Source organism: Duffyella sp. Ts4 (assembly GCF_051851875.1).
Taxonomy (GTDB): Bacteria; Pseudomonadota; Gammaproteobacteria; order Enterobacterales; family Enterobacteriaceae; genus Duffyella; species Duffyella gerundensis.
Map to the genome: position 1 here is coordinate 30,924 of NZ_JBLYPN010000003.1, position 12,671 is coordinate 43,594.

Below are 12,671 nucleotides of genomic sequence, written 5' to 3' on the forward strand. Positions count from 1 at the left end.
GCCTGAGACGGCGTATTGCCTGAAGGGAAAACCCGTAAGTCACTGTTAATCAACTATAAATAAAGATTATGATTATATCAGCCTAAACGTGACACCGTAACGTAAAAACTGTTTGTTCTCTGCTACCGATGCTCAGGTTGCCGATTTCAGCCCAGCCGGATCCGGTGTGGGATAGTCATAATCAATCTGTAACGGTGCGGCATATTCACTCTGCCATAGCTGCTGCCAGAGCGCGTCGAGCCGCTGCGCCAGCGTTGCATTGTTCATCACCAACTCCAGATTGCGCGAGTTATCCAGGTAGCCGCCGCTCCAGTTGCTGGTGCCGACCCAGGCAAGACGGTGATCGATAGTCATAATTTTGCTGTGAATCACCCGCGCAAAGGGAATAAATCCACTGCTGGCATCGGGCAGCGTGACGATCCTGATATGCACATTGGGCACCAGCGCCAGGCTTTTCAGCCAGCTGATGTCGGGCTGTTTGGTATTCCAGTTCGCCACCATCAGCGCGACCTCAACGCCACGCGCAGCAGCAGCGCGTAAAGCGTTATCGATTAGCGGATAGAAGCCTCTGCGACGTCCAGCGCCAAACAGCAACGGCGAATACTCCATCACCTGCACGTGTATGTGTGATTTGGCCGCGGCAAGTAACTGCGGCAGCACGACTTGCGCGTCGGCGATGCCCGCCGGATTCCATGCTGTCGGGCTGGCGACAAGAAAATGATCGCGATCGCACGCTGCTGGCTGACAAGCCCTAAGCTCGCCGACCGGCAACGGCAGTCCGGCTTGCAACAACGGCTGCATTTCCCAGTCGTGATTGAAGATCGCCGCAATCTGCTGCACCACCAGCGCATCATCAATCACCACCCCGGTTTCGTGAATATGCTCCAGCGCGCGCCAGTCAAAATTCTGGCTACCGACAAAGGCCCGCTTGCCATCAATCAGCAGGTATTTGGCATGCATAATCCCGCCGGTCAGACGCGCAAAAGCAATCGTGCGCAAGCTGAGGCCGGTTATCGATTGTAGCTCGGCCAGCGTGTCAGCCGTGCTGCGTTTCAGGCCCTGCTCTTCAAGCAGGAATCGAATTCTCACGCCGCGCGCTGCCGCGGCTTTCAGCGCGCGTAAAACCTCATCAAGCCGTGACCCGGACTGACTGGCGACGTAGAACTGCGCGATATCAATCTGCTGCTGCGCCTGGTCAAACATCTCTGTCCATACCACCGCGCTGCTGCGCAGATCATCAGCCTGCAGGCTGGTTTCTAGTGGCGCATCATAAATTAGCTCAAAGCCGGGAATGGAAAAGCCCGCCTGGCTGCTACTGCTGGTTAAGTCATTCATTACCGTGCTCCGTTGGGGCCGCACTACCCATCTTATGCTTCATTTAACACCGCGCTGAACAACGGCGGCTACGCATCGATATTCCCCCGCTCTACCTGCCAGCGTAATACCCTGGCTGGGCAGCCTGAAAGCCATCATTTCATATGTTTACCGGTTAACAGATCCAGGGAAATCATCTCTGTTCGTCAGGGATTATAAGGCAGTATGTCATGCCACAACGCGCTGAGGCGAGCCTGGCTGGCTGGAATGATTGGACGGTTTCTTTTGTTAACAATAATCTGGTGGCCTGCGCTGGCGCGCTGTTGCCATTATCGATGCGTCTGCCCAACCTCAACCTAAAAAGGAACCTCGCATGTTTACCGGCCTGTGTGCATTTCCCCTGACGCCGATGGATGAGTTCGGCACCGATGACCGTGCTTATTCTGGGCTGATCGAACGCCTGGTTAACGCAAAGGTTGATTCGATCTGTGTGCTGGGTTCAACCGGCAATTATGCCTATCTGCCGCGCGAAGAGCGCGCCCGCCTGGTGAAGCTGGCAGTTGAGGTCGCCGGTACGCTGCCGGTGATGACCAGCGTTGGCGCGTTGCGCACCAGAGAGATTTTGCTCGCCGCCGACGATGCGCAGCAGGCAGGTGCACAGGCGCTGCTGCTGGCGCCGGTCTCCTATCAAAAGCTCACCGAAGAGGAAGTATTCACACTGTATGAAACGGTATCGCGGGCGGTTTCCGTGCCGATCTGCGTTTATGAAAATCCGGGCGTGACCCATTTTGATTTCAGCGATGCGCTGTATGCTCGCCTGGCGGAGCTGCCGGCTATCCAGTCGATTAAACTTGCCGGTGGCTATCCCGATCGTGAACGCTGCATTGACCGCATTGCCGCCCTGCGGGCAAGCCTGCCGGAGCGCATCTTGTTAGGCATCAGCGGCGATGCTTTTGCCGTCCCTGCGCTGCTGGCTGGCTGTGACAGTTGGTATTCAGTCGTCGGCGGCCTCTTCCCGCAGCTGGCGATGACGCTGACCACGCAGGCGTTAAACGGCCAGCGGGAGCGTGCTCTGACGAGTAACCAGGCGCTGGACCCGCTGTGGCGGCTGTTTGGTAAATATGGCAGCCTGCGCGTGGTAGCCAGCGCGGCGGTAGCGCTGAATCTGGTGCAGGAGAATTGCCTGCCGCTGCCGCTGGCGTTGCCAGACAGGCAGGCTCGCAACGAAATTGATCAGGTTATTACCCAACTGGCGCTGGCATAATGTGACAGCGTCACATCATGATTCAGTCGGGTTGTTGAGCGCAGGTAACGGCTGCAACCCGTTGTGTTGGCGCACGATGTTAATAAACTCGCGCAACGCAGGATGCACATAGCGGCGGCTGCTGTAGTAGATATGAAAAGGTTCGCCCGGTGAAGCCCAGCTATTGAGCACACTGACCAGGCTGCCTTCCGCCAGTTCGCTGGCAACGCGCGACTCCAGCACATAGGCCAGCCCGATGCCTGCTTTAGCCGCAGTAATGGTGGTGGCGGTATCTTTGATGGTGATCAGGCCCGGCACGCTCATGCTGAATGCCTGCTCACCAGCGCCGAATTCCCAGCGAAAACCGGCATTGTTGCCCAACAGCAGCTGAATACAGGTGTGCTGCTTCAGCTCCGCGGGTGTTTCAGGCGTGCCGTGCTGATGAAGATAAGCCGGTGATGCCACCACAATCCAGCGCTGCGGGCCGGTGAGCGGCACGGCAATCATATCTTCCGGGACCAAATGACCGTAGCGCATGCCAGCATCAAAACCTTCAGCGGTAATATCAACCGGCCTTTCGTCCACGACGATGGTTAATCTGACCTCGGCGCAGCGCATAGCAAACAGCGGCAGAATCGGGGCAATCAGCTGATGGGCGGCATCCGAAAAAACATTGATGCGCAATTCACCAAAACGGCCGCTGCCGGGTGCATTCAGCGTTTCCAGCGCGGCGCCGATGGTGTCAAAACCGCCTGCCAGCCTTTCTGCCAGATCGATGCCCAACGCCGTCGCGGACACCGCCCGGCTGGTCCGGTTAAGTAAACGAGCACCGAGCCGGGTCTCCAGCCGACGAATAGCGTGGCTGACCGCGGACGGCGTTAATCCCAGCTCGATGGCGGCAAGCTTAAAGCTGCGGCAGCGCGCGACGTTGAGGAACACCTGTAAATCGGCAAAGTCGATACGGTTCATAGTGAAATAACAGTCACTGCTGGAATGAATGGCATTCATCTTTAACACGCAACGCGGTTGCAGGTAAAACGCTATGCTTATTCATCGGCCCGAATAGGCCATAAGGGCAGCATAACGATTAAGGATAACTCCATGAAACAACGTATTTTTGGCCGCACGGGACGCAGCGTTTCCGAAGTGGGCTTCGGCGCCTGGGCAATTGGTGGTACCTGGGGTGAAGTTTCCCATGAGGATGCCAAAAGCGCCCTGCATGCCGCGCTGGACGCAGGTATCTCCTTTATCGATACCGCTGATGTCTACGGTGATGGCCGCTCGGAAAAAATCATTGCTGAAGTGCTGAACGAACGCGGTGGCGAGCGTCCTTTTGTGGCGACCAAGGCGGGACGTCGTCTCTCACCGCACGTGGCCGAAGGTTACAACGCCGAAAACTTAACAGCCTTTGTCGATCGCTCTCTGGAGAATCTGCAAACCGATACGCTGGATCTGCTGCAATTGCACTGCCCGCCCACTGAGGTTTACTACCAGCCGGAGGTTTTTGCCGCGCTGGATGAGATGCAGGCGGCCGGTAAAATTCGGGCTTATGGCGTGTCGGTAGAGAAGATTGAAGAAGCGCTGAAGGCGATGGAGTTTCCCAACGTCACCTCGGTGCAGATCATCTATAACCTGTTTCGTCAGCGTCCGGCAGAGCTGTTTTTCCAGGAAGCGCGTCGCCGTAACGTGGCGGTTATCGCACGCGTGCCGCTGGCATCGGGCTTGCTGACCGGAAAAATGAGCGCCAGTACGGCGTTTTCGGCTGACGATCATCGTGCGTTTAACCGCAATGGCGAAGCCTTTGATAAAGGCGAAACCTTCTCTGGCGTGCCTTATGATGTGGCGCTGGATGCGGTTGAAGACGTTCGCCAGTATGTGAGCGGCGATGCCACCATGGCGGCCTTTGCGCTGCGCTGGATCCTGATGGCCGATGCCATCAGCGTGGTGATTCCCGGCGCGAAAAACCCTGAGCAGGCGCAGGCCAATGCGCGCGCCAGCGATCTTCCCGCGCTCAGCGACGAGACCATGGCAGCGATCAAGGCAATTTATCAGCAAAAAATCGCGCCATGGGTACACCAACGCTGGTAACCGCAGTGTTTAACGCGAAACGCGTTCCATAAAAAAGCCCGCCATTCGGCGGGCTTTTTGTCGATCGGCTCTCAGGCGCGGTTATGGCGCAGAATCGAGAAATTCAGCGCGGCGGCGACGGTGAGCCAGACAATATAGGGCACCAGCATCAGCCCGATTGCGCTGTCTAGCTGGAAGGCCAGCACCACCATCGTGGCGACGATCAGCCAAAGCAGCGAAAGAATAATCATGCCCGCGACGATGCGATGCGCACCAAAAAAGATCGGCGTCCACAGCGTGTTCAGGGCGATTTGTGCCGCCCACAGCGCCAGCAACGTCTCGCTGCCGGGCAGCAAGGTAAGACGATATCCTGCCCAGGCGAGCAGCAGATAGATAATTGACCAGGCGACCGGAAAGAGCCACTTTGGCGGCGTGAACCAGGGCTTTTTAAGGCCGTCATACCATTCGCCAGGTTTAAACAGCATGCCGGTGCTGGCCGCCGCGCCGCAGGCCACAAGAAAAATCAGGAAAGTCATCGTCCGTCCTTAGCTGACATCAGCTGGAGATAAGTAAAAAGCCAGGTTGGTTGCTAAAGAGGATAACGCGGCTTCCGCTTATGGCAACCCAATCAACGCTGTGGTTTTCGGCTGGCCGCGTGTGATGACGCGGCAGACGGGCGTCAGGTGGCTTAGTCGCGCAGAATTTTTTTCCGCCGCGCCTCGTCCAGCCATTCACGAAATTCGGTCAGCAGCAGGTCGTAAAGGCGCTCGTCGCTAATGCGTTTGTAGTCATCCACCGGAAAAAAGTGGGTATTGTCCACCAGCCGATCGGTGAAGTTATCCAGCTTTTCCAAAATGCCGTAATTGCTGCCGCCCAGCCCCATATACTTCCAGAAAATCGGCAGCTGGGCCGATTCGCGAATGGCATTTTTTATCTCGCGGGTTTTGTTGATGCCGCCGTCGGTGATAAACACCACAAAGGCGGGCTGCGTGCTGTCGCTGAAGGTGGCAATAATATCCTGCATCACCGGCGGCTCGTTGTTAGTGCCGCCGAGGCCGGGAATGATTTCCCACATGCTGCGTTTACCGGTGGTGCGCAGCCGTTCGACATAGCCATCGAGGTTATCCAGCGTGACGTCTTCATACTTTTTGAATTCGGTGCCAAACGCCCAGAGTTCCAGCGCGCCATCATCATCAAACTGCACCGCCAGCGCCGCCACGCGCTCCAGCACTTTCTGCACATTGCCGCTTTTAAACTGGCTAGTCATTGAGCCGGAGGCATCAAGCACAAACGCGACACGCGCTTTCACATCGTGCAGCCGGTGCTTTTCCAGACTGACGCGGATGGGCTTTGCCAGACTGACCAGTGCAGGTACCTTCGCCAGTTTTTTCTCAAGGCTCACCGTGGTGGTAACGGGTGCCGCGGGTGGCACAGGCACGGTTTCCGGCGCGGCGATATCCACACCATAATGCTGTGCCAGCGGCTGCAGGCCGCCGTTAAACCCCTGACCGAGCGCGCGTATTTTCCAGCCGCCCTGATGGCGATAAATCTGCGCTACCATCAGCGCTTTTTCGCTGCGATCCGCCAGCGGCACCTCATAGCGATGACCATCAGCCTGTAACGCCAGGGCGCTGAGTCCGCTGATGTTGTCTTTGCCGTCAATCACCAGCGTCAGCGCCACCTTGCTGACGTTTTCCGCCAGGCGATCGAGATCGAGCCGCAGTCGTACATGGCCTGGCTCAGTTTCCAGCACCACGGATCCGTTAGCGTTGCGTGGCTGGTTATAGAAAATCATCGACTCATCGGACAGCACCTTTTCGTCGCCGTTGAGCAGAAAAGCGGAGGCGTCGAGGTCGCTGGTGAAATGGGGATGAAAGGCGTAAGTCAGCTGCACTTCAAGCTGGCGGGTGGCCAGTACGGTATTCTGACCGGAGGTCAATTCCATAAGACATCCTCTGCAATATGGCCTGTTCAGGCAGATTGAGGGTAAAAAAAAGCCCTGTCCGGGGACAGGGCTCAGCAGCGTTATGCGTTATACGGACACGCCGTGCTGTTTAGCCAGCGCACTCAGGCCGCCGGCGAAGCCCTGGCCCACGGCCTTGAACTTCCACTCGTTGTTGTGACGATAAAGCTCACCGAACACCATCGCGGTTTCGGTGCTGGCATCTTCGGAGAGATCGTAGCGCGCGATTTCGGTGCTGTTATCTTCGTTGACGATGCGGATATAGGCGTTGGAGACCATGCCGAAGTTCTGCTTACGGGTTTCAGCATCATAGATGGTCACGGCGAACACCGCTTTTTTGATCTCAGCCGGAACGGCGTTCAGGTCGAATTTCACCTGCTCATCGTCGCCATCGCCTTCACCGGTGCGGTTATCGCCCTGATGCACCACGGAACCATCCGGGCTTTTGGCGTTGTTGAAAAAGACAAAATGTTGGTCAGACAGCACTTTGCCATCATCACCGACCAGAAATACCGAGGCGTCGAGGTCAAATGCAGAACCGTCGGTCACGCGTGAGTCCCAGCCCAGTCCGGCAACGATTTTGCTCAGGCCCGGTGCTTCTTTGGTCAGACTTACGTTACCGCCTTTGGTTAAAGATACAGCCATGGTGTCATTCCTCTTTGCTTGTGTGATGCCCGGAAAGCGTGCTTTCGCGGGCAATGTTTTACTGCAAATTCAATTATTACGATGCGTTGATACCGTACTGCGCACAGACCGACGCGAGTCCACCGGCATAACCCTGACCCACGGCGCGGAATTTCCATTCGCCGTTGTGACGATAGAGCTCGGCAAACAGCATCGCCGTCTCGGTGCTGGCATCTTCTGACAGATCGTAACGCGCCACTTCGTTGTTGGTGTCATCGTTGACCAGGCGAATAAACGCGTTGGCAACCTGACCAAAACTTTGACGGCGCGTCTGCGCATCATGAATGGTGACGACAAAAACGATTTTCGCGACTTCCGCCGGTACCTTGTTCAGTTCCACCACCAGTGATTCATCATCACCGTCGCCTTCGCCGGTACGGTTGTCACCGGTATGGGTGACCGAGCCGTCAGAAGAGCGCAGGTTGTTGTAGAAAATGAAATCGGCATCGCCGCGAACTTTGCCCGCGTCGGTCAGCAGAAAAGCTGACGCATCAAGGTCAAAGTCCTGGCCGTCGGTTGAACGCGTATCCCAGCCAAGGCCAAGGCGAACTTTTACCAGCGTCGGGTCCGCTTTAGCGAGTGAAACGTTACCGCCTTTGGAGAGAGTTACTGCCATGTTATTTTCCTCAATTAGTGGTTACGCCACAGTGCGTAATCGTTCATGTTAATCATATTTAATCGTGCAAATCTTCTTTCGGTTCAGCTTTGCCCGGGAACAGCAGGCTGGCAATGATACCCAGCGCCAGCACACCAATCACCACTAACAGACTTTGGGTGGCAGTAATGCCATAACCGTGATGGAAGAAGTGGTCAGTGGCATTCAGGCCCAGCTTAACGGCAATAAAGAACAGCAGCACGATAACGGCTTTTTCCAGGTGAACCAGATACTGCTTCAGCGCTTCCAGTACAAAGTACAGGGTACGCAGGCCAAGGATGGCAAACATCATGGCGCTATAAACGATCAGCGGTTCACGACTCACGGCGATCACCGCCGGAACAGAGTCGAAGGCAAACATAACATCTGAAAGTTCAACCACAGCCAGACAGAGCAGCATTGGCGTGGCATAACGTGCTGCTTTGCCTACGCGGCCGATTTTAACGTCGGCATTCTCTGGTTTTGCCAGTTCTTCATCCACTTCTTTCTGGCTGATGACAAAGGCGCTGCCTTTAAGTTTTGGCCAGATTGGATAAAAGCGTTTGACCATACGATAGGCAAGATGTTGTGAATAATCTTCAATTTCATCATCATCGCCGCCGCCTTTCAGCATCATTATCGCGGTCCAGCCAACGATAATCGCGAAGACCACTTCCACCCACGGGCCCAGTGACAGCAGGCTGGTACCGATTGCCACGAAGATGCCGCGGAACACGATAGCGCCGATGATGCCCCAGTACAGCACGCGGTGACGGAAGCGGTCCGGGATAGCAAACCACGAGAAGATCGCCATCATGACGAACAGGTTGTCGACCGACAGCACTTTTTCCAGCGCATAACCGGTAACGAACAGGCTGGCGACTTCAGCGCCATGATGAACATACAGGAAGCCGGCGAAAACGAACGCCATCAGGATCCAGAAAACGGACCATAAGGCGGCGCTTTTCAGGGTAATTGGCTTGTCATGACGGTGCATGAACAGGTCAATAAAAATGGCGCCGACCGACAGCAGTATGAAAACTGCGACAGTCTCAATCGGGAAGCCGATGTGAGTGGATTGCATGTGTTAAGCTCCAGGGTATTAAAAAAGTAATGCGGTCAGAGACCAAATTCCTGATCCTGAAAGCCCAGCGCGGCGATAATTTCACGCGCGTTGGCCTTTTCCTGATCGTCAAAATTGCCATCACTTTTGGCGACGGCGATACCAACACGAACGGCCAACTGCGCCTGCTCCGGCTTGCTTTTCAACGCCAAAATGTACTTCATCGTTTCGCCTTTACCGATCTCATGATCGAAATCGTACGAGCGAACTATTTTTTCAAACAGTGCGATGACCTCATTGGTGTCAAATACGCTCAGCTCCGGCGACGCGCGCAGAAAGCCGATCATTTTTTGTTTCTCTTCGGCGCTGACGCCATCGCTGGCGACGGCGATACGCGCGCAAACTGCGACCGTGCCTTCGAGAAAGGTTTTGTTTTTGTAACGGCCAACCTGTTTAGTCAGTTCGGCACGACCGCTGTTCAGACCATCTTTAAGCTTGTCAAAAAATCCCATTTTCCTGCCCTCTTTTGATTATTTTGAACCGGCTTTCCAGTTAAAGCCCCAGCCGAATGCTTCGTCCAGCTCTTTATGGCCACTGAAATAACGGTTAATGCGTTCCACGCGAATCGAACCGGCATCGTTCACCAGCCGCGCAATGGCGCACATGTTCTGGCGATTGTTGCCTTCCGTCAGGAAGGTTTCGATTGGCGGCTGATCCGGCATGTTAATGGTTACCACGCCGTCGGTATTTTCCCAGCTTGGTGCGCCCTGATAGATAAAAGCGAAGATCAACACTTCACGGATATCTTTCCACTGGCGACCGTTAATGTGCAGCCATTCGCCGTCACTTTTCGCGCCGGTGCGGTCATCGCCCTGCAACTCGACGAAAGGCTCACTGTTCATGCTGCCGAAATGGCTGCCCAGCGCCTGCACAATGGTGCGCTGGCCGTTATTCAGCTCAACGTAAGCGGCAAGATCGAGGTCAATGCCTTTGTTGCCACCGCCAAACACGCCGCCTAAAAAGCCTTTGGTTTTGGCCGGTGCCTGCGCTTTATTCCAGTTGAGGTTTACGCGAATCTGGCCGTAATCCTCTTTTTTCTGCAGGCTAATCGCCGGTTTCTCTTTGGTCAGCGAGACCTTGGAGAGGTTAACTTTTTTCTCTGCTGCCGGAGCCGGAGCCGGTGCGGCTTGTGCCGCAGCGGGCGCTGGTGTTGGATCGTCGGCGATATCGATGCCGAGATGCTCAGCCAGCGGCTGCAATCCACCGTTGAAACCCTGCGCCACAAAGCGGAATTTCCACTCATCGTGACGGCGGTAAATTTCACCGAGGATCAGCGCCGCTTCCTGCCTTCCGTTAACCTCAAGTGGACAGCTCAGCAGCATGGTGCCGCCCGCTTCAACCTGAATGGTCAGCGTGCCGAGGCCGCCAATAGTTTTACCGGCGTCGCAGGTGGCGGTAAATGCCACTTTCTGTACGTCCTGCTTCAGCTGCGGCAGGTTGACGGTAAACATCGTTTCGTTGCCGCTGGCGGAATAGCGAATGGTTCTGTCGTCGTTTTCGCGCTGGCCGTAGAACACCATGTCGCTGTCGCCGCGCACTTTGCCATTGTCGTAAAGACGAAATGACGAGGCATCAACCGGCGCGCCTGCTGATACACGAATAATCAGCGACTGCGTTGGAATCGGGGCATTGCCCCCAGGCGTCAGGTTCATGAGCGCACCACGGCGGAAGTGATGTCTGCCAGCATCTCCTCGATGGTCTTGCCACGTGAGGCGAGGCCGTGCGCGGTAAAGTTCCACTCACCGCCGCTGCGGCGCAGTGACGCGATAACGACCGCAGTGTGGTTGCCCTGCTCGGTGAGTTTATAGCGTGCCAACTCTTTGCCCTGCTGATCAACCACGCGGCAAAAAGCGTTATCCACTTCGTTAAAACTCTGTCCGCGGAAGCTGTTGACCGTCAGCACCAGATATTCAACGTTGGCTGGCAGGCGGCTGAGATCGGCCTTGATGTTTTCATCATCGCCATCGCCTTCGCCGGTTAAGTTGTCGCCGCTGTGCTGTACCGAGCCATCTTTTGACCGCAGCTGGCGGAACCAGACGGTGTCGATGACATTGCCGGCGCTGTCGAGCATAACGCAGCTGGCATCCAGATCGATGCTGTCGCTGCCGCCACCGAAAAGCCCGCCAAGAAATCCCTTTTTCTTGATCGGATCCCAGCCCAGGCCGAACTGAATGTGTGAAAGCGCGCTGCTCTGTTTAGCCAGCGAAACCGTCTGATTCTTCGTTAACGATACCATCATATCTCCTTACTGACAGGTTATAAGCGCCGTAGAAAACGTCGATTAATTTGAAACCATTTAAATCATAACATGAGGTTAACAGACTGCGTAGTCACAATCATCGTATGATAATGTAAAGAATTTAAAATATTGCTTTTAAAGCGAATTTACTTCGGAACTTGTCATTTAAAAACGGCTTTATCTGAAATAGCATTCCTCAGAGCGAATTTCAACCTTTGTTATCATAATATGATTGAATAATCCTCAGCTTGTGCTTACACTCCAGTCCGATAGATAACGACTTCTCACTTAAGGATTTTTAGCGCATGGTCTGTCAGCCCGCAATTTGGTTTATGGAGGGCGTCTCCTCACAAAAGGATATTCTCACCGCCGTGCAGCAGATTCGTGCTGCAGGCGATCACGCATTCCGCATTATTGCTTCGCACCGCACAGACCGGCCTGAAATTCTCTCTGAAGCGGATTATGCCTACCTTGAGCCTGCAAAAAGCGACGAGCTGCTCGCATTTATGAAGCGAGTCATCGAAAAGCATCAGGTTAAGGCGATCCACGCCGGAAAACGCGGCATGCTGCTGGAGAAGATGCGCGCACCAATTGAAGCGCTGGGCGTCCGGCTCTCAACCGGTGCCTACAGCCTGGATACCTTTGAGCTGGCAGATAACAAAGCGCGCTTCAGCGAAGAGATGGCGGCACGCGGCTTTGCGTCGGTGCCGTCGGTGCAGGCGAGCCGTCCAGCAGAAGTATCCGATGCCATCGCTCAGCTGGAAGCAGCGCAACAGCTGCCCTGCATCAAGCCGGTCACCGGCATTTATGGCATGGGTTTCTGGATCCTCAAGCGCTCCGCCAGCCAGCTGCAGGCGCTGAACAATCCTGATGCGCGCATCATTCATCCGGACATTTTCCTCACGGCGCTAACCGGTGCTGAAACCGCAGGCGAAACGCTGCCGCCGCAAATTGTCATGCCTTTTCTGCCTGGCCCGGAACATTCGGTCGATATGCTGGTGGAACAGGGCCGGGTGATCGCCGCGGTGGCGCGCAGTAAAAATGGCTCTGTGCAATCGCTGGAAAATCAGGGCCCTGCTTATCAACTGGCCGTGGCCTGTGCCGAGGCGCTGGGCGCAGATGGTCTGATTAACGTGCAGACCCGCAACGATCATCACGGCGAGCCGGTGCTGCTGGAAGCGAACCTGCGTCCCTCGGGCGGAATTGGCTATACTTTGCACAGCGGCATCAATCTGGCCGGCCTGTTTGCCCTGCGTCAGCTTGGGCTCATCAACGACGATGACACTGCGGCGCATCTGGCAAATTTTTCCCCTCTGAAAGTCATTTCCACTCACGGCGTAAAACCGCTGCCGGTTTCTGGCCTCAGTGCGCTCGATGACGTTTCCACGCAGAAATAAGGCATAA

Annotated in this window: 13 protein-coding genes; 3 read left to right on the forward strand and 10 right to left on the reverse strand. The window is 55.4% G+C overall.

Translation table 11 applies throughout. The annotated features are described in order from the left end of the window. Positions 1-132: 132 nt before the first annotated feature. A complete protein-coding gene (locus ACJY2L_RS05555) occupies positions 133-1,335 on the reverse strand; it encodes a phospholipase D-like domain-containing protein (RefSeq protein WP_439213141.1) in 1,203 nt (400 codons plus the stop codon). A 352-nt stretch (positions 1,336-1,687) separates the two neighbouring features. Between ACJY2L_RS05555 and ACJY2L_RS05560 the strand changes: the two genes are divergently transcribed. Beyond that, positions 1,688-2,578, forward strand: coding sequence for a dihydrodipicolinate synthase family protein (locus ACJY2L_RS05560; protein WP_439213142.1), 891 nt, complete (start codon positions 1,688-1,690; stop codon positions 2,576-2,578). A gap of 15 nt (positions 2,579-2,593) precedes the next feature. Here the strand turns inward: ACJY2L_RS05560 and ACJY2L_RS05565 are convergent, their stop codons facing one another. Further along, the gene (locus tag ACJY2L_RS05565; protein WP_439213143.1) at positions 2,594-3,565 is read right to left on the reverse strand and encodes a LysR family transcriptional regulator; all 972 of its coding nucleotides are present in this window, start codon (positions 3,563-3,565) and stop codon (positions 2,594-2,596) included. Positions 3,566-3,658: 93 nt separating this feature from the next. Here ACJY2L_RS05565 and ACJY2L_RS05570 point away from each other — a divergent pair, with 93 nt between their 5' ends. Beyond that, a complete protein-coding gene (locus ACJY2L_RS05570) occupies positions 3,659-4,645 on the forward strand; it encodes an aldo/keto reductase (RefSeq protein ID WP_439213144.1) in 987 nt (328 codons plus the stop codon). Positions 4,646-4,716: 71 nt separating this feature from the next. Here ACJY2L_RS05570 and tspO read toward each other — a convergent pair whose 3' ends face one another. The 8 genes from tspO to ACJY2L_RS05610 all read right to left on the reverse strand — a co-directional run bounded on the left by tspO (position 4,717) and on the right by ACJY2L_RS05610 (position 11,264). After that, positions 4,717-5,160, reverse strand: coding sequence for a tryptophan-rich sensory protein TspO (tspO, locus tag ACJY2L_RS05575; protein WP_067435620.1), 444 nt, complete (start codon positions 5,158-5,160; stop codon positions 4,717-4,719). Between the two features lie 152 nt (positions 5,161-5,312). Beyond that, complete coding sequence (locus tag ACJY2L_RS05580; protein WP_439213145.1) at positions 5,313-6,569, reverse strand: vWA domain-containing protein; 1,257 nt, start codon at positions 6,567-6,569, stop codon at positions 5,313-5,315. An 87-nt stretch (positions 6,570-6,656) separates the two neighbouring features. After that, positions 6,657-7,232, reverse strand: a complete 576-nt coding sequence (locus tag ACJY2L_RS05585; protein ID WP_067435614.1) for a TerD family protein — start codon at positions 7,230-7,232, stop codon at positions 6,657-6,659. A gap of 76 nt (positions 7,233-7,308) precedes the next feature. Beyond that, positions 7,309-7,887 (reverse strand): TerD family protein, encoded by a 579-nt coding sequence (locus ACJY2L_RS05590; RefSeq protein ID WP_067435611.1) that lies wholly within the window; start codon positions 7,885-7,887, stop codon positions 7,309-7,311. Between the two features lie 58 nt (positions 7,888-7,945). After that, on the reverse strand, positions 7,946-8,989 hold the full coding sequence (locus ACJY2L_RS05595) for a TerC/Alx family metal homeostasis membrane protein (protein ID WP_067435608.1): 1,044 nt from the start codon (positions 8,987-8,989) through the stop codon (positions 7,946-7,948). A gap of 35 nt (positions 8,990-9,024) precedes the next feature. Then, positions 9,025-9,480 carry a tellurite resistance TerB family protein gene (locus ACJY2L_RS05600; RefSeq protein ID WP_067436957.1) on the reverse strand — a complete coding sequence of 152 codons (456 nt, stop codon included), beginning with the start codon at positions 9,478-9,480 and terminating at the stop codon, positions 9,025-9,027. An 18-nt stretch (positions 9,481-9,498) separates the two neighbouring features. Then, on the reverse strand, positions 9,499-10,680 hold the full coding sequence (locus ACJY2L_RS05605) for a TerD family protein (protein WP_439213146.1): 1,182 nt from the start codon (positions 10,678-10,680) through the stop codon (positions 9,499-9,501). After that, complete coding sequence (locus ACJY2L_RS05610; RefSeq protein WP_067436952.1) at positions 10,677-11,264, reverse strand: TerD family protein; 588 nt, start codon at positions 11,262-11,264, stop codon at positions 10,677-10,679. Before ACJY2L_RS05610 ends, ACJY2L_RS05605 begins: the two co-directional genes overlap by 4 nt. A 308-nt stretch (positions 11,265-11,572) precedes the next feature. Here ACJY2L_RS05610 and ACJY2L_RS05615 point away from each other — a divergent pair, with 308 nt between their 5' ends. After that, positions 11,573-12,664 carry an ATP-grasp domain-containing protein gene (locus ACJY2L_RS05615; RefSeq protein WP_439213147.1) on the forward strand — a complete coding sequence of 364 codons (1,092 nt, stop codon included), beginning with the start codon at positions 11,573-11,575 and terminating at the stop codon, positions 12,662-12,664. Positions 12,665-12,671: the final 7 nt, after the last annotated feature.

Excerpts from the sequence above, each read along its gene's own strand:
- ACJY2L_RS05555 (WP_439213141.1), bottom strand. The coding sequence starts at position 1,335 with ATGAATGACTTAACCAGCAGTAGCAGCCAGGCGGGCTTTTCCATTCCC.
- ACJY2L_RS05560 (WP_439213142.1), top strand. The coding sequence starts at position 1,688 with ATGTTTACCGGCCTGTGTGCATTTCCCCTGACGCCGATGGATGAGTTC.
- ACJY2L_RS05565 (WP_439213143.1), bottom strand. The coding sequence starts at position 3,565 with ATGAATGCCATTCATTCCAGCAGTGACTGTTATTTCACTATGAACCGT.
- ACJY2L_RS05570 (WP_439213144.1), top strand. The coding sequence starts at position 3,659 with ATGAAACAACGTATTTTTGGCCGCACGGGACGCAGCGTTTCCGAAGTG.
- tspO (WP_067435620.1), bottom strand. The coding sequence starts at position 5,160 with ATGACTTTCCTGATTTTTCTTGTGGCCTGCGGCGCGGCGGCCAGCACC.
- ACJY2L_RS05580 (WP_439213145.1), bottom strand. The coding sequence starts at position 6,569 with ATGGAATTGACCTCCGGTCAGAATACCGTACTGGCCACCCGCCAGCTT.
- ACJY2L_RS05585 (WP_067435614.1), bottom strand. The coding sequence starts at position 7,232 with ATGGCTGTATCTTTAACCAAAGGCGGTAACGTAAGTCTGACCAAAGAA.
- ACJY2L_RS05590 (WP_067435611.1), bottom strand. The coding sequence starts at position 7,887 with ATGGCAGTAACTCTCTCCAAAGGCGGTAACGTTTCACTCGCTAAAGCG.
- ACJY2L_RS05595 (WP_067435608.1), bottom strand. The coding sequence starts at position 8,989 with ATGCAATCCACTCACATCGGCTTCCCGATTGAGACTGTCGCAGTTTTC.
- ACJY2L_RS05600 (WP_067436957.1), bottom strand. The coding sequence starts at position 9,480 with ATGGGATTTTTTGACAAGCTTAAAGATGGTCTGAACAGCGGTCGTGCC.
- ACJY2L_RS05605 (WP_439213146.1), bottom strand. The coding sequence starts at position 10,680 with ATGAACCTGACGCCTGGGGGCAATGCCCCGATTCCAACGCAGTCGCTG.
- ACJY2L_RS05610 (WP_067436952.1), bottom strand. The coding sequence starts at position 11,264 with ATGGTATCGTTAACGAAGAATCAGACGGTTTCGCTGGCTAAACAGAGC.
- ACJY2L_RS05615 (WP_439213147.1), top strand. The coding sequence starts at position 11,573 with ATGGTCTGTCAGCCCGCAATTTGGTTTATGGAGGGCGTCTCCTCACAA.